Below are 18,753 nucleotides of genomic sequence, written 5' to 3' on the forward strand. Positions count from 1 at the left end.
GAAAAGCGCCGGGGCTTGGTCAGGCGGATATGGCTGAGATGCCGCGGCAGCACGAAATAGCTTTCGATCAACGACGCGGTCAGAACGAAGATCACCACTGCCGCGACTGGCTGGAGAAAGCTGCCGGACGAGCCGGGCAGAAACAAAAGCGGCGTGAAGGCGCAGATCGTCGTCGTCACCGCGAAGAAGACAGGTCGCCAGACCCGCAGCGCGGCACGTTCCGCAGCTCCCTTCGCCTCTCCTTCCTCAAGCTCCACGAAAGTGTTCTCACCCACGACGATGGCATCATCGACCACGATCCCAAGTGCCAGGATGAACCCGAAGAGTGACAGCTGGTTAATCGTTGTTCCGAAAAACGGCATCGGCGCGAAGGCACCGACGAATGCCACCGCGACCCCTGCCGCGACCCAGGCCGCGACCCGCAGATCCAGAAAGATCATCAGCAAGGCGAGGATCAGCGCTAGCCCGATGGCCGCGTTCTTGGCAAGCAGGTCAATGCGCTCCCGCAAGGTCGCGGCCTCGTTGCGCCAGACGGTCGCCTCGACACCGGGGGGCAACCGCGGGCGAAATTCCTCCTCTAGATAGGCCAGGGTCGCGTCGGCCACGGCCAGAACCTGTTCCGATCCCGCACGGTTGACCGAGACGAAAACCGCAGGTTCGCCCGACACCGTGGCGGTAAGGTCGGCGTCTCCCAGCGTCTCACGGATCACGGCAATATCGCCCAAGCGCACCTGTCCCCCCGAAGGCGAGATGAACAGCATCTTCTCGCGCAGCGCGTCCGCGGTCACGGCCTTGCCTATGGTGCGGATCTGGACGTCGCTTTCGCCGGTATCGATGGCACCGCCCGACAGATCGAGACTCTGCGCCGAAATCAGATTGCCCAGCTCAACCAGTCCGATGCCATAGGCGCGCAAACTGGCGCGATCGACGGCGATCTCGATCAGATCGACTGGCACCCCCAAAAGCGAGACCTGGCTTACAGCCTCCTGCTCCGTCAGCCCGTCGCGCGCCAGTTGCGCCAGCGACTTGAGCGTTTTGATGTCGACCGGACCGGAAATGGCGAACTGAATGGCCAGCTCCGTCGGATCTACTTCCACGATCCGGGGGCTCTCGGCGGCATCCGGAAACGTCGTGATACGCGCCACTTCGGTCTCGATGTCGTTCTTGACGGTCTGCGGATCGGCACCGCCGACTAGGTCGGCCGTCACGACACCCACACCGGATTGTGCTGAACCCGACAGCTTGCGCACCCCTTCCAGCCCTTCAAGCCGCTCTTCGATAGGCACAAGGATCGCGTCCGCCACCTCTGTCGGCGTGGCGCCCGGATACGCAACCGTCACGGTGACGGCGCCGGTGGCGATTTCGGGAAACGTGCGCACCGTCGTCGTCAGCGCTGCGGCGATGCCCGCCGCCACGAGGGCCGCCATCAACAGATTGGCTGCGACCGGGTTGCGCAAAAACCAGCGTATCGCACCGGTCATTCCGCGTCCTCCGTCTGGCCCGCGGTGCGCACCGCGATGCCGTCCGCAGCCCCGGTCAGGTCACTGACCATCACCAGATCGCCCGGCTGCAACGACCCTTCGACGACCACGCTGGTCTCCGCACGCCGTAAAACTTCCACGTCGATGCCGCGCAGCGTCGCGGACTGGTCCTGCGCCCCCGTCTCGACCCGCCATATCCTGTCGTTACCCTTCAGCGCGCGCGCAGGAACCGCGACTGCACGCCGCCGCGAAAGGTCAAGCGGGATCTTCAGCTTCAGAAGTTCACCGACGAAAAGCGCCCTGCCGCCGACGACCGAAGGCTCGAACGGCCTTTCGATCTGCACGATCAGCGGCACCGTGCGCGTCGCGGATTCGATGCTTCCGCCCACCCTCGTCACGACACCGTAGGCCAACGGCTCGGTCTCGCCGGGATTGGTCGCCGCGCTTACGGCACGGATCTCGACGCGCCCCCCGACGGCACGTGACGCCTCGCCTAGAAGGCGCAGATCGGCAGGCGTCAGGCCGAAATCCACCTCGGCCGCTGCGGCTGCAACCAGTCGGCCCAGCTCCTGACCCCGTGCGGCAAGGTCGCCCTCATTCGCCGTCGCCGCCGTCACAAGCGCGTCGAAGGGCGCGCGCACTTCCGCATCATCCAGCCGGGTGCGCGCGGTGACCAGACCTGCGCGCGCGGCCGTTAGGTTGGCTTGTGCCGATGCCGTGTCGACGATGGCACTTTGCAGCCGCGCCTCCGACGCAAAGCCCTTCCCTTCAAGTTGTCTTTGCCGATCCCTCTCGACGCGCGCCTCCGCCAAGGCCGCCTCGGCCCGCGCGATTGCGGCCTCCGCCTCGCTCACGGCAGCCTGCAACTGCTCGGTTTCAAGCCGCAGCAGAAACTCGCCCGCCGATACGAAATTGCCACGCCGGAAGGCATCCGCCACGTCGGCGATGCGTCCGTTGATCTCGGACGAAACCGTGACTTCGGACATCGGGCGCAGAAATCCCGTTTGCTGCAGCGACGTCCGCCCCGGAGCTGCGACACGTGCAGTCTCGATCAACGGCGGCGGAGGGGTCTCGCTGGTCGGCGCGTCCTGCGCCGCGATCAGGGTGGCCATCGTCCCGGCCCCAAGCGCAAGCGCCGCTAGCCCGCCCAGCAGCCAGGGCCAGCGGCGACCCGATCCTGCGTCCTCGTCTTCGGGGTCGGACGTACGGCCCGGCTGTGGCGACAGGGCCGGGCCCTGAGCGTCCCTAGATGCGTCGTGCATCTCGTCAGAGGTGTCATCGGCATCACGCATGCCCGAGCCCGTCTTGTCCGAGGCGCTCGCATGGCCCGCGCCGCTACCCACAGCCTCACCCATCGCCGCTTTGCTCGCCGCCGTGCGCATCCTTGACGATGATCGATCCGTCAAGCGGATCAATCGAGATTTCGGTAATGGCGACACGCTTGGTCTTGGGCGGCGCGCCCACGCCGATTTCGGACAGCGGCAGGAACCCGTCAGGCTCTGCATATACAAGGGTCTGCGCCTGCGCACCATCCAGATGGATCATCACGTCGACCACTTCACCCAGGCTGTCGCCACTTGCCGAACGCACGGGCTGACCCAGCAGTTCGGCCAGCGAGATGATCTTCGAGGACAGCTCAATCCCGCTTTCGGTATCATCAGAGCTGGCCGTCGACGTGGCGGGACCGGCCGCCTGCGGCTCCGATACCTCCCGCTCGGCCGCCTCGGGCTCTGCTGACCTTCCAGGGCTGTTCTGCTCGGGCAAAACGACGATATTTTCCGGAGTTTCCGGCGCGATTTTGTCGATGTCCGCACCTTCGGTGTCACCCGTACCCGTGCTCTCGTTCTCGCCATCGTCGTTCTCGCCATCATAGATAAAAACCGTCGCCCCGGCGTCCTGCCTCGCACTCGTCACGTCATCTTCCGGCCCCGGTCTGACCTCGTCACCCGTGCCGCTCTCCGGCTCCGGCACGATGCCCGTGGTCTGCCCGTCATCGGCAGCCGCGACCTGCTCGGCAAAGCTACCGTCGGTCGCCGAGCTGTCCAGGGCGGTCGTCTCTTCCGCCGCCGCACTTTCGGCCACCGCCAGCATCTCGCCGACCATCGGTGGCAACAGAACCCGATCGATCCCGTGCAGTACCCCATCATCAATCGCAATATCACTGACCCGAACGCGCGCATCCGTTGCAGTTCCGGCAGCGAGCGCCGCATCCACGGCACCTACGTCATCTGAAGGCGAAGGCCGCAAGGTCAGCGCCCCTGCGGTGAAGCTGACCACGAGCCTCGCGTCCTCGTAGAGCGGCTGCATCTCGACCGGCAGGTTGTCGGCGGCATAGGCGCCCGAAGGCACAATATGCATCGCGACGATCGCTTCCATCACATCCGCCGCCTCGGAGCTTTGCAGCCGCGCGACCAGCGCATCGGGCAACCGGCGGAATGCCTCGTCCGTTGGTGCAAATACCGTGCCCCCTCCGGCTATTGCAAACTCCTGTGCAAGATCCGTGTCAGAGAGCGCTTCGCCAAACATCGAAAATCGGCTGTCATCGGCCAGATACGAGGGCAAGGATTGCGCAAGCGTCAGAGCGGGAAAACAAGCGAATGTAAGAACAGTCGCGATAAAGCACGTCGGGATAGGTTTTTTCTGCATGCAAAAAGAACCACCGGCGCGTCCCGCTGGTTCCCCGGGATCCGCCGCGCAGAAAGCCTATTTTACAAAGCTATCGCACTTTTGCGACATTTTGCCGCGATCACATCGAGCCTGACTGCGCGATCGTCTATATTATACAGTATTCATAGTCACTTTCGGCCCGAAGCATGAGCGTAATTGGGCTGCCTCTGTTCCGCCACCGCACTGAACCTTCGGAAACTGGCAAAGATCTTTCCTGCACCGCAGAAACCGCAAAACGCCTGACCGGCGCAGGTTCTCACTGGTACCAGAATTCGTCACCATCAGGCCAGCGCCGCGCGAGCTTTTCATCAGGATGTCGCCGACGTCGACACCGTCGATCCTGATCGTCGCCAGTCGACGGTTCCCGGTGCCATCAATCCCGAAGGTCTCGATGGTCCATGCGTGGCCGTTCAACAAAGCCTGCAATCGCGACGTCGCAGCTTCAGCAAGAGCGGATGACGCATAAGCGGCACTTGTAGCAAGTAAGCTCACGGTGGTGAGGCCAATGAGCAGGTGGCGTGGGCGGCCCGTGATCTCGGCCTTCACGACGCAGGCGAGATCAGGAATTCATCTTTGGTGTGCCCGTTCTCAATGGCCTCTTTCATCCAGTCAGGCTGACGGCCACGGCCGGTCCACGTCTGATCGGAGTTCTCGGGGTGACGATACTTCGGTGGTGACGCTGCTTTGGTTTTCTTGATCGACGCACCGGTCAGTTCCGCGAGGGTAAATCCGTGTTCACGGGCAACGGCCTCTGCGGCTGTCAGCGCCTCTTTGCGCTGCTTCTGCTCATAGCCATCGATGGCTTTTCCGACATCTTTCTGCGGCTTCTTGAGGTCATCCAGCGACATGCTGTTAAGGTCGATGCGGCTCACAAACGGGAGGGCTGCCGCGTAGCCGATCCAGAACGCGCTGCACGGGACATGGCTGGGCCACCCGCTCCACCCGGCGCTGCCCATGGGTGGCTGGACGCTGGCGGTGGCGCTCGAAACGGCTGGGGTGTTGGGGATCACGCGCGATCTGCTCACCAGGGCGCGGGCGGCAGACATCGCGCTGAGCGCAGGTGTGATCGCAGCCGCCGCAACCGGCCTTGCCGACATGCGCCAGATCCACGGCCGTGACTGACGCACCGGTCTTGTGCATGCGGCCCTGAACTCGACCGCGCTTTCCCTGAACGTCACGTCGCTGGTGCTGCGCCGCCGTGGTCGCGGCGGCGCCGGTCGCGCGTTGAATGGAGAGCACCGCGGTTCTCAATGGCGACAAGAACGTTGAATTCACTCGGAACCTGCTCAGAGAGGAACCTTTTTCCGACATCATAGGTTGAAACCCATCGAAATCTTCAATGTCGAACGGTCGGCGGCGCGCCATGCGAACAACTTTAGAACTTCAACGTGCTGCACTTGCCGATTTCGGCTTGTTCGCCTTTCGATGTAACGACATCGATGATTTGCTTCACCGTGCCACCGAACTGGTCTCATCCGCGATAGATGTGCCCCTTGTGAAGGTGCTCGAGCATTTTCCAGAGCGTGGTGAGATGCTCTTGCGCAGCGGCGTGAATTGGCAAGCGGGTGTCGTCGGCCAGGAAACCTTTGGAGACCATGAGAAGTCGCCAGGTGGCTATGCTCTGAGATCCGACACGCCCGTGGTTTCTCCGGATCTGGATGCGGAAAATCGGTTTGAAACGCCCGACGTGCTACGGCGCCACGGCGTGAGAAGCATGGTGAACGTCATCATCGCCGGCGAAGGCGACCCATTTGGCATTCTGGAGGTTGATTCCCAAGAACTGCGCGAGTTCAGCGACGACGACGTGGCTTTCCTGCGCACTTACGCAAACCTTCTTGCTGCAGCCATCGAGCGGGTGAGATCGCACAGAGAACTGGAGCGTGCTGCCAGAGAGCAAGGTGTTCTGGCAAGAGAGTTGGGGCACCGCGTCAGAAATTTGTTTGGCCTTGTTCAAGCACTCGCGTCTCAGACATCGGTCACTGGCCGCACAGCTGCAGAATTTCGCGACGCCTATATTGATCGGCTCCAAGCTTTGTCGACTGCTGAAGGACTCGTATTCGAAAACGCTGACGAGCTTGCCGATCCGCTGGAGCTTGCGCATGAAATTCTTGCGCCGCATAGGCAGGACGATCCTGACAGGATCACGATCGAGGGGACTTCGGTTGGATTATCGTCGCGGCAGGCTCGCATGTTTGGCTTGGCTCTGCACGAACTTGCGACGAATGCAGCAAAATACGGAGCCCTTTCCGTCGCCGGTGGGAAAATACATCTCGAATGGCATCTTTCGGGTGCTGAAAGGGGTGCAGAGCGGCTGTCGATGATGTGGCAGGAGGCAGACGGCCCCGAGATCACCCCGCCACAGCGAAAGGGCTTCGGCACCCGTTTACTGGAGGATGTCGTTGCACATGAACTGAACGGCGAGGCCGAGCTTTCATATAAGACGTGTGGCCTGCAATATCGCCTTAAATTTCCAGTGGACGTAGAACAATGACGACCAGCAATCCGCCTCATAGCTTTGCCGGTCGACGGATACTTGTGGTTGAAGACGAACGGCTGATCGCGCTCGATGTCCGCGACATTCTCGAAAAATTTGGCTGCGTGGTGCTTGGTCCCGTCGCGACTGTTGATGCAGCGCTTCAGCTGATAAACGACGAAAATCCGGAAGCCGCTGTCCTGGACGTGCAACTGAACGGTGAAACTTCCGAGCCTGTCGCACATGCCTTGCGTTTGGAAAATCGCCCCTTCCTCGTTTTGACGGCTTACAGTCGCAGACATCTGACCGGCGCGTTGGAGGATGCTCCTCTGCTGAATAAACCGGTCGATGAAAGGAAACTGCGGGCTAGTTTATCTGATCTGTTTTCTTGACATGAGGGCGTCATCCGCGACAGCGGCTTGACATTGGTCGCTTTCCGTTCGACTGATGAGAACAAATAGCGAGCATTTGGAACGACGGATGCCTGTCTATCCGATCACCGCCCCCGTGCCAGCGGAGGGCCGCCTCGTCCCCTTGCAACGCAGCTTCGCCAAACCGGCCACTGGTGCATCGTGCAGCATCTTGCGATGTGTCATGCGGATGATGCTTGAGAACACCCACCAGTTCCCTAAAGACTTGTGGCCTTCGCGGGGCCGATCAAGGCAAGCGCCCCGTTGATCTTGTAGTTACCCACAAGTTCGGTGCGACGAATTGATTCACCTATGAAACTTGGTCTTGTCCCAGAGAAACCGATCATGATTCGTCAGGTGGCACCAAATGATTGAGGTGCGGACATGGGACAGAATTGGGTGGGAACGGAAAGGGTGGCCCTTTGGCTTATAAATGTTCCGAGCGAGCCTTCCGCACCTACTTCAGGGCATCATTGAGCTAAAATGGCTGACAACGAAGAAAGCGACGGGCGAGAGAAATATCAGGAACTGCTTCAGGAATTGCGCACGATCATTCCGGGAGCACAGGTTCTGTTTGCCTTCTTGCTCACCGTGCCGTTTGCAGCCCGGTTCGAGGAGGTTGATCATCTTGGGAAGCTCGTCTTTACGGTATCGTTGCTGACGGTCGCATCCGCGACGATTCTGTTTATGGCGCCAGCCGCTTACTATCGCCTGACTGATCACCGGGACCGACCTGGCCGGCTACACTTTGGAGTTAAGACCGCACTTTCGGGCCTATTTTTGATCGCCGTGTCGATAACATGCTCCACCTTTGTCGTCGTTCGTTTTCGTTTCGAAAGCACTATTGCCGGATCTTTGACCGCTGTTGCCGTTGCGGCATTTGCGATGACGTTCTGGGGCATTCTACCGCTTGCGAAGCGGCCTTAAGAATACGGGTAGTGGAGCGGATGCAAATCAGCACATATTGAGGCAGGGTCTCATCCGTCGACCGCCCTTGCTGCCATGGCGGCGAGCCAACCGGGCAGCAGCGGCTTCAACGTGTTCTGGATGTGGTCATCTGCTCTGCCTTCCTTGATCAGCTTCAGGATTTTCTGATCATCCTTTGAGAGCGCCCGCTTTGGCCAAGCGGCTGCGATAGTGCTTGCCAGGGCAAAACCAGCGAGCCAGTCTTTGAATTGGTGTGCCGCGCGTTTCCTCAGGCCCGACCCAATGTCCCCGTCGAAGACGACGATTTGAATATCACCGTACCGCAGCATGATGATGTCGAGCACGCGCTGTACTTTGTTGTCACCGGGAAACTCGATGCCACCCAAAAGTGGCGGCAGCCATTCTGTTGGCGTCACGAACCGCGGCGCCACGATGACTGCCGTCAAATAACCATCAATCAGATCCGGACTGAGCGGGGTTTTGCGCAGCAGGCGCTCCAGCTCGCCTTTCGATTCGGGCGCGATGTCAGGACCCACGTCGTCGTCGGTTTCCGGATCGTCCAGTGAGGAAACGCCTTCTGGGCCCAGCCCTTGACTATCCTGTTCTGCAACATCCAGCGTCAGAGCGACGATCATCTCGAAGATCGGTATCTTTTTGAGTGCCCGGCCGGTGTCCAGAGCATGCGCGACGGCCGCAAAGACAAGCCACGCATCGCCACCATCATGGCGCAGAATTGCCGCCGACCTTGAAAAGAGCGATGACCAGAAGCCGCGTTGCGATTCCAAATGCGCCCAGACCACCTGCGTGGCCTGACGCTCGGTCCTGACCTCCTCCAAAGCTGACGAGAGTTCCGCATCGCTGACAAACCAGCTCGAAGATATTTCGTGGTCCCGCACCCAAGAGATGCTGCGGCCAATAAGTTTTCCACGTTTGGCCGGAGATAAATCGGCCAACTGGGGGTCCGGATCTGCGATATTGGCTGCCGTCGCAGAGGCGATATCGGATGGTGAGATGTCGCGGAGTCCCAGCATCTCTGCCACATCCAGAAAGCCCGGTGCGGGGGGCACGTCTGCAGCGAGACCCTCGGCAAGTGCCGCGGCCAGTGCTTCAGAAAGATAATTCACCGGCACCACATGCATCGGCATCGACCCTTCGATTTCAGCGAGCGTGCGCCGCTGATCGCTGGCACTGCTGCAGGGGATGGCATAGGCGTCCTTGATGCCGTGACCCGTCTTGAGCAGAAGTGCCGCAATGCATTTTTTGCTGCCGCAACTGACGCTCGCCAGGATGCTCTGACTGCCGGTGCCGTCGGGCAATGACGACACCAGTCGATGAAGTGTCCATGACCGGGGGGCAGACCCACCAGAGGGTTCGCGCCGCAGCGCTTCCTTGATCCCCCGATCCAGGATCGTCTTGGTCTCCGGATCTGGGATCCACTTGCGCAGTTGGATCAGATCGGAGAGCACCCCTGCATCCACGCCGCCCGCCTGCGCAAGGTCGGCAAACCCTTGGGCCGCTGCGGTGCGCATCCCGCCGACCGGATCGAGCAGAAAATACCGTCCCACCGAAACCAGCTTTGAAATTCCCTGAGCAATCATTTCGTTCACAAAGTGGGCCGCTGCGGGCCTTGGCATCGCCCCTAAGGCTTCCCGCAAGACCATGTAAGCCGGATAGCCCGTGACATTGTCCGGGATCAGATCACGCATCAAATCTGCAATATCGGGCATGTCCATGGTCGCGATGTCTGCATCATCGCCGGCGACGTCGGAACTAAACCGGATCCCATCGGGCGGCTCCAAACCGGCATCGATAAACGCCCGGCACAGTCCCATCTTTTGTCGGTTGTCAAAACTGTGCGATGCCGCTTTCGTATCAAGCCATCCATCGACCAGCGAAAAGATGCCCTGCGCGTCCTTTTCGCGGTTTTCGCGGTTCATGCGCATGGCAGCGAGAACAGCACTGAAGAGCGCGAGCAGATCGTCGGGTAGCTCCCGCTCGTCATCCATTAGCGTGAGCATGCCAGACACCGCATGACGATTTGACGCAATGCGCGGCGCCCAAAAGTCAGCCCACCGATAAATCAGGTGGTCATCCCCCTGTCCGGGCCGTTCTGCGATACACGCTTGAAGTATATTCTGTCGCATGCCGGTGATCTTATCGATTTCGGAGGCCGGATAAAGGCCCGGATTTTAGGTTCCGACAAAGCCATGCCCATGCGCCCGCGGCCAATGTGAAGACATGAATAGTGACCATCACCCCCGACACAAAAACACTGGAGTCGATCTGTCCTCCTTTTCGCAGCGCATCTCCAGACGACTTGTACGCGAGGCGCGATCGCAGACCACCACCGGTCCTACCGAAGACGGTGATAAGCGTTTACGTCCTCCAGTACTGGTATGGCTTGACTGATACGACGGTCGACCGGACGTTTTTCAGACGCAAAACAGTTTATCGCTTCGTCGATCGCGTTGGGCGATGACCGCAGCCGAAGGACCCGGATCAGGCGGCTTTCGGACCGCCTTCTTGTCTCAACTGGTTTTGGGCGCTGTTCATTGTATCAACCAACGCAGCTTGCGCTGCTGCCCCCAGCTTCCCCTTTGGTTTTGCTTTTGCGGGCGCCTTTTCACGCCGGCGTTGTGGAACGGTTGTTTTCGGTTCACGCGCTTTCGTCATGTTCACATCGCGTTGTTCAATCTCAACCTTCTGCGCCTCTGACGCCTTTGTCGCGCGTTCCCGAACCTCCGTCATGGTCATGGCACGGCGCTTCGGATCGTCGGCTTCAGGGTAAGGGTAGACGGTCTTATCCTGAGCTTCGTAGATCGCTCGGATCTGCTTTGACTCATAGTATTTGATGCGGTCGCCCAAAATCGGGTTCTGGCTATCGGGAACAATCAAAATCTTGTTGGGGTCCATCTGCCGGATTTCCTGCTTCGTCAGAAGCGGGCGCTTTTCCGTGCCGGTCGTGACACCGCCACCGCCAAAGCCGACAGTCTTGACCTCTTTCTGACGGTTCTTGGTTGATCCAGTTCGATCCCCGAGCAGGGTTTCAATTTCACTGGCCGTGCGGTCTTCCTTGGGCGCAAGATAGAGTTTGACCTGACAGGCGCTTTCGATCGCCTGCACTTCCTCCGGGGTGTATGGAACGGACAGAAGGCCGGGAACCGACTGAGTGACGATTGCGAACCGTCCACCGTGACCAGCCGTTTGTTTCATGGCCTGGACGACAAGGGGCATGTGGCCCAACTGGTCAAACTCGTCCAACAATATGAACACTGGAAAAGGCTCGTCGGACTCCGGCTTTGACGAACGCAGGAATGAAATAAGGTCTGCAAAGAAAAGCCGGATCAGGGAATTGAGGTCCTTCACATCGTCGGACAGCACTTCCAGATAGATCGACATTGGCGTGCGACGCATCTCCCTGAAGTCAAAATCGCTTGTGCGTGTGACGCGCTCCACTTTGGGGTTCGCCCACTGCGACAGGCCCGCCGTGCTCAAGATAGAGATAAAGCTCTGCGAGATTTTTGCGTCGAGCGATGCCGTGTAGTTGAGTTGGCGTGCTGCGGGCGGATATTGGCACTCCTTTGCCGCTTCCAGCAGGCGTTCGGCAGAGGATTTGCCAATATCGGCCCCCTCGCCCGTCCCAAAAATGATCCGGTAGATTTCGCCCATCGTCGCGTTGCCACGTTGTACGGCAAGGATGCCTGCGGAGATGAACAGCAGGATCGAACCATCCAGCCAGTCCTGATTGCCGTCTGATTGCAGAAAAAGATGCGCAACCCGACCAATCGCCGTCCAAAGCTCTTCCATGTTTTCAATATCAGCGACACCGGCCAAGGGATTGTAATTGTGCGTCGGGTGCTTGAAGTCGAACGGGGCGAACCGGAAAACTTTGTCGCCGAGCTGTGCACGCGCTCTTGACGTCTCGACCCACAGCTCGCCTTTCACATCGAGCGCGACCATCGAACCGGGGAATGTCAGCGCGTTCGGGATAACGAAACCCACGCCCTTACCGCTGCGCGTCGGCGCGACCAGCAGGATGTTGCTGACAGTGCTATAGAGTGCCGCGATGTAGCGGACACGGCGTGTGTTCAGAGACTTGTTCTTCTCGGGGTCGGTGTTGTTGGCCTTGATGTTGATCGGTCGATCCGGGTGCTGTGCCGGGGGGGCGATATGCTCACCGAGGACAAAACCTGCGCCCGGATCGTTCAGCATCCGGTTCTTGCGGACGCTCGATTTGGACTGAAACCGTCTGTCGCCGTAGTTGACAAGGCGGTCCTCGGCGACCGTCACAAGCGCTATGAGCAGAAAAAATGCGACGACGGCCAGCACGATCAAATGGCCGGTCAGGTATGGCTGTTGCATCAACATGCCGGACATGAGCGTTTTGGTGTGCAGCATGAGGTCGGTTGCCAAAATGTCTCGCCCTAAGGCGATGGTCAAAAACACGCTGGCAATACCGGATCCTGCGACAAGACCGCAGATAACTGCGATCAGACAGGCGACGGTCATTTTCACATCGAAAGCCCCCGCGACCGCGCACAATTCGGATCGACGGCCTCAAGACCGGCTTCAATCTCGTCCAGCGCCAAGCCCACATCGACAGACTTTGCGCTCTTCAGAAGCTCCCTCGCTGCGAGCCGCTGGTTGGCGGGCGTATCGACGTATTGAGAGAGTGCATCCATCTTGCCGGATGCCACTTCCTTCATGGCCCCCCTGCCCTCCAAGGCCACAAATGCGATCAGCATTTGTCTGCCGGCTGCACTGTCCGCCAGATCGGCGCGGCCTGTCGTTGCCGCGGTGTTGGCCACGTCCTGCATGACGCGGGCCACGCCGTCACGATCATAGACCTTGCTGTCAGCGATGATCGCTTTTTCGACCTTGCCAAGATCCATCTGCCAGTCGCGGTAGCGGCCAGCGGCGACTTCGTAGTTCTCTGATACCATCCGAGACTCGACGGCCTTCGCGCCGAATTTGCTTTCAATTTGCAGGACGCGGCCTGCGGCCTCCTGCCGTATCATCGCTTCGTTTTGTTCGCGGGATTGCTCGGGCCTCAAAACCTGCCGATCATCCTCGGCTGAACCAAAATCGTTGGTCGCAACGGCCATCATTGCGGCTTTAATGTCTTTGCCGTGCCGTGCAAAAATCTCCGCCGCAACAGCATCGTAAGCCTGCTCCTGCTCTTTCGTGAGATCGCCGCGCTGCTTTGCCGTCGCAAGGTCGATCAACTCGTTTCCAAGCTGATCAAGCGCACGTTCTTTGCCGGGCTGACCTTTCGCTGTTTCCGCTTGAGAGAGCGCAATCTGCATCCCCTCAAAACGATCAAGCGGGGTCGAAACTCCATCCTCCACGACGAGAGTGGTTGCCTCTTCAATGCGGCGGGACGCATCATCAAAGGCTTTCATGTCGCGTGGCGGCGATGGCATAGCGGCGGCAATCGCGGCTATGTCGCCCCGTTCCATGCGGGCGTTTTCGACGGGATCGCCAATCGCATTGATAAGACGCTCTTGCACCGCAAGTGGGTCGAGACCCATCTGGGCACCTTTCTGGACGTAGGCTTTCATCTCCTTTGGGATTTCTGCGAGCGTGTGGTTGTGCATTTCCGCATAGGCGTCAGCCAAGGCGGGCATAACGAGATTGAATTTGTCAGGCACTTCCCCGGTCACGAGGTAGGAATCCAGCACATTTTCGTTGACGAACTCTCGCAGCAGATCGGCGTTTTCTTCTGTAACATAAAGGGCTGCGCGGGCTTCCAAAGCGCTCGTGTCTGGAATGAGATACGACGACGGCGTTTCTTTGAAAGCGTGCCAGATCGTGTCTTCCGTCAGGTCCGGGGTCACGTCCGTTTCGATGATGTTCAAAGCTGTGTCGATCTTTGACATGACCGACGCACGGCGGTTTTCCGGCAAAGCGTCAATGGCGTCTTTGTTCTGCTCGGCCCAGCCGATCAAAGACGTGCGTATGTCCTCGCGGGCGGCGGTGACATCAAGGTCAATGTCCATCATCTGTCCTTTCGGGACCTCATTGCCTGCGAATAGGGCTGCTGCTGAAATATACGCACGCTTCGCAATCATCGGTGCGCCAATGGTCTCGGCAAATTCTGCCAAGGTGGTGTAAAGTTCTGCGGTGTCCCGCATATCCTGCCTGCGCCATTCAGAGGTCAGACTGCTTTTGACTTCGGGGGTTGCGAGTGTGCGGCCTTCGCGGGCGGCAAAGACCGCGGCACTCGTGATCGGTGCGCCATAAAGGCCGCGGTCGGCACGCGTCAGGCTTTCCAGCCGCAGGCCGTAAGTGTCTGCAATGTCGGTCATGCGATCCCGCATCATCTGCGGATTGAAAATCCCTTCGGAGGATATGGAAAACCAGGTCCCATGTTCGCCACGATTATTCAGAACGACATGAACGTGAGGATTGGCGGTGTCCGTGTGCAGGGCCGCAACGTATTCCCAAGTCTCCGCGATATGCGTCTGATCCTCGAACATTTCGGCGCACCATTGTTGCGCGATCACGAAGGCAGCGTCCTGGGACACGTCGTCGGGGAACGACAGCACCATGTGGCTCGTATGACCATTGCGGGGGCGACCCTTCCAGTTTTGCGCCCATGCACTCATCATCTGATCGAGGTCAGCCTGGTCAAAAGCGCACTTGTCGATGCTGACGCCGGGTGCGAAGCCGAAGATGCCCTTGGCCTTACCATTCACATAAGCCAGCTGTCCCGCCAGTTGCTTTTGATGCTGAACGCCAGCGCCGGGGATGCGCTTGACGAAGGCGCTGCCGGTCGAGGTCAGGCTTTTCCAGACACGATTGCCACGCGACTTCGCACCGCCAACGGACGTATGGCCCGCACTGCGCCGCGCCCGGATCATGATATCATCGTAGAACCCGCCGCTCACAGGCGTTCTCCCGCGTGCAGTGCGTTCCTGCCTTGCTGTCGCACCTCGCTGAAGCCGTCAGAAATCAGCCTATCGACGACGGTGTAGGTATGCCGAACCGTCGCCAGAAACTGCCTATCCTCTGGCGACAGCTTGGCCCCACCCCTCAATGCCGACCGGTTCATTGCGTAGGTAAGCTGATTGAGGTTGCGACCCTGCGCACGCAACTCGCGTCTCGCCTCGGTCAGATCTAGTATTTCATGGCGACGCAGCTCCAGGAAACCCGTCGCGGAGCGCACCAATGAACGCAAGGCGGCGGTTCGCGAAGGCAATCCCGCATCCACAACGAAGACGTCCAACGCCCGCAATTCGACGTCAGACAGGCGGAATGTGATGTTGTGGGAAGCACGATCCGGCTTCGCATGGCCGTGACCCCGATCCTTTCGCAAAGCGTAGATCGTGGAAATGTGGACACCAAATTTCGCAGCAACTGCCTTCGGGGCAGCGCCCTCTAAAAGCATGTTCGACGCCGCGATCTTGTCCGTGGTCTTGAACGATTTCGGCATTTCGAAAGCCCTAAAACGAAACTGTCTTGCAAGCTACATATCCTGCTACCTCTTCCCTAACATTATAGGTTATGACTCACAACTATAACAATGCCACATATCTATAATGTTAGTCCGTTTGAGCGACCCGCAGGGACGCGACGGAGCGCCCACCGGGGTAGCGACGGAACTCCGAAGGGGTGACCGTCCCGAAGGGGCGAAAATTTCCACAGAGGCCCCAGCACGGGCCTCTCATTGCGAAGTCCGATCTTGCCCTGTGTGTGCAACCCCCTGCCCTACTCGCGTTCCTCATGGCTCCTCAGCGAGCGGAAACGACGTTTCGGTCCAACACCTCCGGCGGCATCGCAATAATCTCGATTTGCCGGTGCGCCTGGCGTTGCTGCGAGAACCAAGTCCATCCGTGCTGCACAAGGCCTGGGGCGCCAGTTTCTAGGCAGCAGGTCAGAGGCGGCAGGACGGAGGCTCGAGGTTTTGGGTCAGCGGTCAGAGGTTAGAGGTCAGAAGCAATAGACGGCGGGATTGAGGTACCAGACGGTAGGCCGAAGGTCGTATACAATAGAATTGAGGTTGCGGGTTACAACCTATAGCCAATAGATATCAGGTTGTAGGTGACAGGTTTCAGGCTGCACGTTACCACCTAGGACGTGCATCGGCCCCGACATTGAGGACACCAAAATGAAGATCATTACTTTCGCTTCGACCAAAGGTGGCGTTGGCAAGTCCACGACAGCAGCCCTCATTGCGGACAGCTTCTTGCGGAGCGGTCAAACCGTCCAGATCATTGACTTCGACAATCAGGCCAGTGTTACAAACTGGGCGATCCCTGTTTGCGCACGCAACGAAGGCATTGATATAATCGAGTTTGATATACCGCACGAAGCGACAGTGGCGGAGTGCTACAACACGATGCTGGACCGGCTTCAAGATGACGTTGATTGGGTCATTATTGACACGAAGGGCGGAGAGGATGCAAAGCAGATGGCAGCTCTTGCAATCTGCGACCGCGTATTCTCGCCGTGTGGCCCCGAAAAGAACGAAGTAACCGGCGTTGAAAAGACATTGGCCTACTTCAAAATCGCCCTCGAAGCGACGGGCGATAATGATACTGACCCCAAAGACCTTCTCACTGTCATCTATCAGAAAGAAGGCCAATTTCCGAACGCTCAGATGCTTGCTTACGAAGAACTGATTCATGGTCATTACGGCGCGATCAAAGGGCTGCATCGATCAAGCGCGATCAAATCGTTTATTGGTGACGATATGACCAGCGACGAGGCAATTGATGCAGCGGAATCTGACGGTCGAAGCTTTGAGGCGATCAAAAAAATACAGAAGGCCGCAGATGATTTGGCCGCTCTTATCACGGGAGAATTTTAATGGCCGTTGAACGCAAGCCCCGCCAGAAGATGCCTGTTCCGGGGCTCACTGACCGAGACCGGGCTTCCATTGCAACGACAGCGAAGGCTAACGGCCTCGGTAAGGCTGAAGCTGACACGTCACAATCAGAGCCGACGCCGGTTCTAAGCAAAGCGCCTCCAGCTCACACAAAGCCCGATCACACGTCAAAGGCGGCACCTGCGGAACACCAGTATTCGGACGAAACAGTGAACTTCGCTCCAACAAACACTCCGCAGACCCCGGTTCGCAAGCCTGAACCAGCCGCGGTTGCCGCTGACCTCAAGCAACTGCGGGTGACCGTGGCTCATTCGAGCGACCTCGCGCTAGCCATACACGACAAATTATTAAGCCTGAGCCCCGATGCTCAAAAGTTCGCAAGCTCTGCGATTTTGCTGCGTGAATTCCTGCGTGAGCATGACGAAGAACTGGCGAAGATCTTCCGCAAGACGAACGGCCTTCAATAGACCGCATCGTTTCATGGTCTTCCGACAGCCATGTCGTCAGGCCGGGCGACAGCAATCGCCCGTGCCTTTGGTGTGCGCAATCCAGAGCCTTTGCTCCTTAGCCACGCGGATATCGACCCATGCTGCCAGTTCGATCCTAGCCCGGCTTCTTTGCCGCTCCCCTCCCTTCTTTCGGTGGCTACTCTGCCGTTGCGGCCCGTTCTAGGAGCGGAGGATGCGCCGCCGCTCGTCGTCCAAATGACACGGTCACAAGCAGCGCAGGATGGCCCCGCGATACAATGGGGCAGGATACGAAGCGCCACCATATTTCTGCCAAATAGCACCCGCCTTTTCGCCCTGACCGGCTTTCTGCCGACGGGCGTCGTGCTTTTGATGGTCGCCTTCGAATATACGGGCCAGTCGGGCTTTGCCATGGCAGCCTCGGTCCTTGGGGTGGCGGCGGTGGCCATCTTCAGCCGTGGCGTCAAGGCATCCCGCGTCGCATTCGTCTTCACTGCCGTGGCTCTGGTCGTCTGGGACGCCCTGACCCGCGCGAACTGGGGCACCGCCACCGTGGCCGCGACCCAACGGGGTGCCATGGTCCGCCCTGACCGCGATCCGCAATGCGACGATGACCGTACGCGAGATCGTGAAATGCGGTCGGTTTCTGGCCCGCCAGCGCGCCGGATTGCGCTATACCACGCTGACGATCGGCGGGCACTTCGCATTGATCCTGATCCTCGGCTCGATCCCGCTGCTGGGCACGTGGCCACCGAAATCGGGTCGCACTACAAGAATCCGGAGATCACCCGCCAGCGCACCTGTCGCATGATGATCGCCATCTAGCGCGGTTTAGCCTCCACCCTCTGCTGGTCGCCGCTGGGATTTTTCATGATCATCGCGGTCGTGCCCGGTGCAAGCTGGTGCGCCGCTGCCCTGCCCGGCACCGCCAGCGCGCTGATGATGATAGTCATCGGCTGGGGTCTAGACGCGACGTATAAGACCCGGCGTCCCATCCGCAGGAAACGGAACACTGGCTGATCCGGCTGCGCCCGCTGTTGCTGCTGCTGACATTTGTGATGGCAGGCGTGGCGCTGCTGCACTTCGCGGCCGTCATGTCCCTTGTGCCGGTCGGGGCGTTTGACTTGATCGCGATCAGGACCCGCAAATTGCCCGGCTACCGTGGAGAGATGGTTGCTGTTCATGGCAAGCTTCATCGGCAATCTGGGGGCCTACCTGCTGGTGCCGCTGGTAGAGGCATAAGTGCTGGACCTGACGACGTTGCCACCATGGGTGATCGTCGTGGCCATTGTCTGGATCATTCTGATTACCGTCCAGCTGGGCACGAACCCGATCCTCGCGGTTTTCTTGTTGGTCCCGATCCTGCCGGCACCAGAGGTCATGCGCACCCCCCCACGGCACTGGTATCGCGATCACCAGTAGCGGGGCCCTGAGCGCCGCGACATCCCCCTTCACCGCCTCCGTGATGCTGGTGGGGCCTCGCTGGCGGGTTGTCGCT

The 18,753-nt window shown here is 59.4% G+C and carries 18 protein-coding genes; 8 read left to right on the top strand and 10 right to left on the bottom strand.

What is annotated here, in order from left to right; all coding sequences use genetic code 11:
• From GZH79_RS13955 to GZH79_RS13975, 5 genes are all read right to left on the bottom strand, one after another.
• On the bottom strand, window positions 1-1,415 hold a 1,415-nt coding region (locus tag GZH79_RS13955), incomplete at its 3' end, for an efflux RND transporter permease subunit (RefSeq protein ID WP_349291207.1).
• 62 nt (window positions 1,416-1,477) lie between these two features.
• Window positions 1,478-2,773: an efflux RND transporter periplasmic adaptor subunit gene (locus tag GZH79_RS13960; RefSeq protein WP_211644390.1), complete on the bottom strand. Its 1,296-nt coding sequence runs from the start codon at window positions 2,771-2,773 to the stop codon at window positions 1,478-1,480.
• A gap of 55 nt (window positions 2,774-2,828) precedes the next feature.
• Window positions 2,829-4,127, bottom strand: coding sequence for a fasciclin domain-containing protein (locus tag GZH79_RS13965; protein ID WP_211644391.1), 1,299 nt, complete (start codon window positions 4,125-4,127; stop codon window positions 2,829-2,831).
• 132 nt (window positions 4,128-4,259) lie between these two features.
• On the bottom strand, window positions 4,260-4,694 hold the full coding sequence (locus GZH79_RS13970) for a hypothetical protein (protein WP_211644392.1): 435 nt from the start codon (window positions 4,692-4,694) through the stop codon (window positions 4,260-4,262).
• Window positions 4,691-5,020, bottom strand: coding sequence for an H-NS histone family protein (locus GZH79_RS13975; RefSeq protein ID WP_349291208.1), 330 nt, complete (start codon window positions 5,018-5,020; stop codon window positions 4,691-4,693). Before GZH79_RS13975 ends, GZH79_RS13970 begins: the two co-directional genes overlap by 4 nt.
• 82 nt (window positions 5,021-5,102) lie before the next feature.
• On the opposite strand from GZH79_RS13975, the gene GZH79_RS13980 reads away from it, so the two are divergent.
• From GZH79_RS13980 to GZH79_RS13995, 4 genes are all read left to right on the top strand, one after another.
• Complete coding sequence (locus GZH79_RS13980; RefSeq protein WP_211644394.1) at window positions 5,103-5,270, top strand: hypothetical protein; 168 nt, start codon at window positions 5,103-5,105, stop codon at window positions 5,268-5,270.
• 241 nt (window positions 5,271-5,511) lie between these two features.
• Window positions 5,512-6,639: an HWE histidine kinase domain-containing protein gene (locus GZH79_RS13985; RefSeq protein ID WP_211644395.1), complete on the top strand. Its 1,128-nt coding sequence runs from the start codon at window positions 5,512-5,514 to the stop codon at window positions 6,637-6,639.
• On the top strand, window positions 6,636-7,013 hold the full coding sequence (locus tag GZH79_RS13990) for a response regulator (RefSeq protein ID WP_211644396.1): 378 nt from the start codon (window positions 6,636-6,638) through the stop codon (window positions 7,011-7,013). The genes GZH79_RS13985 and GZH79_RS13990 overlap by 4 nt, the downstream gene beginning before the upstream one ends.
• Window positions 7,014-7,514: 501 nt before the next feature.
• Complete coding sequence (locus GZH79_RS13995; protein ID WP_211644397.1) at window positions 7,515-7,958, top strand: DUF6328 family protein; 444 nt, start codon at window positions 7,515-7,517, stop codon at window positions 7,956-7,958.
• Window positions 7,959-8,008: 50 nt separating this feature from the next.
• On the opposite strand, the gene GZH79_RS14000 is transcribed toward GZH79_RS13995, so the two are convergent.
• The 4 genes from GZH79_RS14000 to GZH79_RS14015 form a co-directional block, all read right to left on the bottom strand.
• On the bottom strand, window positions 8,009-9,976 hold the full coding sequence (locus GZH79_RS14000; protein WP_211644398.1) for a UPF0149 family protein: 1,968 nt from the start codon (window positions 9,974-9,976) through the stop codon (window positions 8,009-8,011).
• A 481-nt stretch (window positions 9,977-10,457) separates the two neighbouring features.
• Entirely contained in the window at window positions 10,458-12,467 is a 2,010-nt protein-coding gene (locus tag GZH79_RS14005) for a type IV secretory system conjugative DNA transfer family protein (RefSeq protein ID WP_249219210.1), read from the bottom strand.
• 2 nt (window positions 12,468-12,469) lie between these two features.
• On the bottom strand, window positions 12,470-14,092 hold the full coding sequence (locus GZH79_RS14010; RefSeq protein WP_249219201.1) for a hypothetical protein: 1,623 nt from the start codon (window positions 14,090-14,092) through the stop codon (window positions 12,470-12,472).
• Window positions 14,093-14,844: 752 nt separating this feature from the next.
• The gene (locus GZH79_RS14015; RefSeq protein WP_211644401.1) at window positions 14,845-15,393 is read right to left on the bottom strand and encodes a hypothetical protein; all 549 of its coding nucleotides are present in this window, start codon (window positions 15,391-15,393) and stop codon (window positions 14,845-14,847) included.
• A 675-nt stretch (window positions 15,394-16,068) separates the two neighbouring features.
• Here GZH79_RS14015 and GZH79_RS14020 point away from each other — a divergent pair.
• From GZH79_RS14020 to GZH79_RS14030, 3 genes are all read left to right on the top strand, one after another.
• Entirely contained in the window at window positions 16,069-16,770 is a 702-nt protein-coding gene (locus GZH79_RS14020; RefSeq protein ID WP_211644402.1) for a ParA family protein, read from the top strand.
• Window positions 16,770-17,255 carry a hypothetical protein gene (locus GZH79_RS14025; RefSeq protein ID WP_211644403.1) on the top strand — a complete coding sequence of 162 codons (486 nt, stop codon included), beginning with the start codon at window positions 16,770-16,772 and terminating at the stop codon, window positions 17,253-17,255. The genes GZH79_RS14020 and GZH79_RS14025 overlap by 1 nt, the downstream gene beginning before the upstream one ends.
• A 372-nt stretch (window positions 17,256-17,627) precedes the next feature.
• On the top strand, window positions 17,628-18,080 hold the full coding sequence (locus tag GZH79_RS14030) for a copper transporter family protein (RefSeq protein ID WP_211644404.1): 453 nt from the start codon (window positions 17,628-17,630) through the stop codon (window positions 18,078-18,080).
• Here the strand turns inward: GZH79_RS14030 and GZH79_RS14035 are convergent.
• On the bottom strand, window positions 18,077-18,451 hold the full coding sequence (locus tag GZH79_RS14035) for a hypothetical protein (RefSeq protein ID WP_211644405.1): 375 nt from the start codon (window positions 18,449-18,451) through the stop codon (window positions 18,077-18,079). The two genes, GZH79_RS14030 and GZH79_RS14035, sit on opposite strands and share 4 nt — an antisense overlap.
• 46 nt (window positions 18,452-18,497) lie before the next feature.
• Between GZH79_RS14035 and GZH79_RS14040 the strand changes: the two genes are divergently transcribed.
• Complete coding sequence (locus GZH79_RS14040; RefSeq protein WP_211644406.1) at window positions 18,498-18,677, top strand: hypothetical protein; 180 nt, start codon at window positions 18,498-18,500, stop codon at window positions 18,675-18,677.
• Window positions 18,678-18,753 lie beyond the last annotated feature (76 nt).

It is taken from the genome of Loktanella sp. SALINAS62 (assembly GCF_018263905.1).
Lineage (GTDB): Bacteria > Pseudomonadota > Alphaproteobacteria > Rhodobacterales > Rhodobacteraceae > Loktanella.

Coding starts and splice junctions, on each gene's coding strand:
- GZH79_RS14015 (WP_211644401.1), bottom strand. CDS start 15,393: ATGCCGAAATCGTTCAAGACCACGGACAAGATCGCGGCGTCGAACATG.
- GZH79_RS14025 (WP_211644403.1), top strand. CDS start 16,770: ATGGCCGTTGAACGCAAGCCCCGCCAGAAGATGCCTGTTCCGGGGCTC.
- GZH79_RS13960 (WP_211644390.1), bottom strand. CDS start 2,773: ATGCGTGATGCCGATGACACCTCTGACGAGATGCACGACGCATCTAGG.
- GZH79_RS13990 (WP_211644396.1), top strand. CDS start 6,636: ATGACGACCAGCAATCCGCCTCATAGCTTTGCCGGTCGACGGATACTT.
- GZH79_RS13965 (WP_211644391.1), bottom strand. CDS start 4,127: ATGCAGAAAAAACCTATCCCGACGTGCTTTATCGCGACTGTTCTTACA.
- GZH79_RS14000 (WP_211644398.1), bottom strand. CDS start 9,976: ATGCTCACGCTAATGGATGACGAGCGGGAGCTACCCGACGATCTGCTC.
- GZH79_RS13980 (WP_211644394.1), top strand. CDS start 5,103: ATGGGTGGCTGGACGCTGGCGGTGGCGCTCGAAACGGCTGGGGTGTTG.
- GZH79_RS14035 (WP_211644405.1), bottom strand. CDS start 18,451: ATGAAGCTTGCCATGAACAGCAACCATCTCTCCACGGTAGCCGGGCAA.
- GZH79_RS14005 (WP_249219210.1), bottom strand. CDS start 12,467: ATGACCGTCGCCTGTCTGATCGCAGTTATCTGCGGTCTTGTCGCAGGA.
- GZH79_RS14030 (WP_211644404.1), top strand. CDS start 17,628: ATGGTCGCCTTCGAATATACGGGCCAGTCGGGCTTTGCCATGGCAGCC.
- GZH79_RS14010 (WP_249219201.1), bottom strand. CDS start 14,092: ATGCGGGACACCGCAGAACTTTACACCACCTTGGCAGAATTTGCCGAG.
- GZH79_RS13985 (WP_211644395.1), top strand. CDS start 5,512: ATGCGAACAACTTTAGAACTTCAACGTGCTGCACTTGCCGATTTCGGC.
- GZH79_RS13995 (WP_211644397.1), top strand. CDS start 7,515: ATGGCTGACAACGAAGAAAGCGACGGGCGAGAGAAATATCAGGAACTG.
- GZH79_RS14020 (WP_211644402.1), top strand. CDS start 16,069: ATGAAGATCATTACTTTCGCTTCGACCAAAGGTGGCGTTGGCAAGTCC.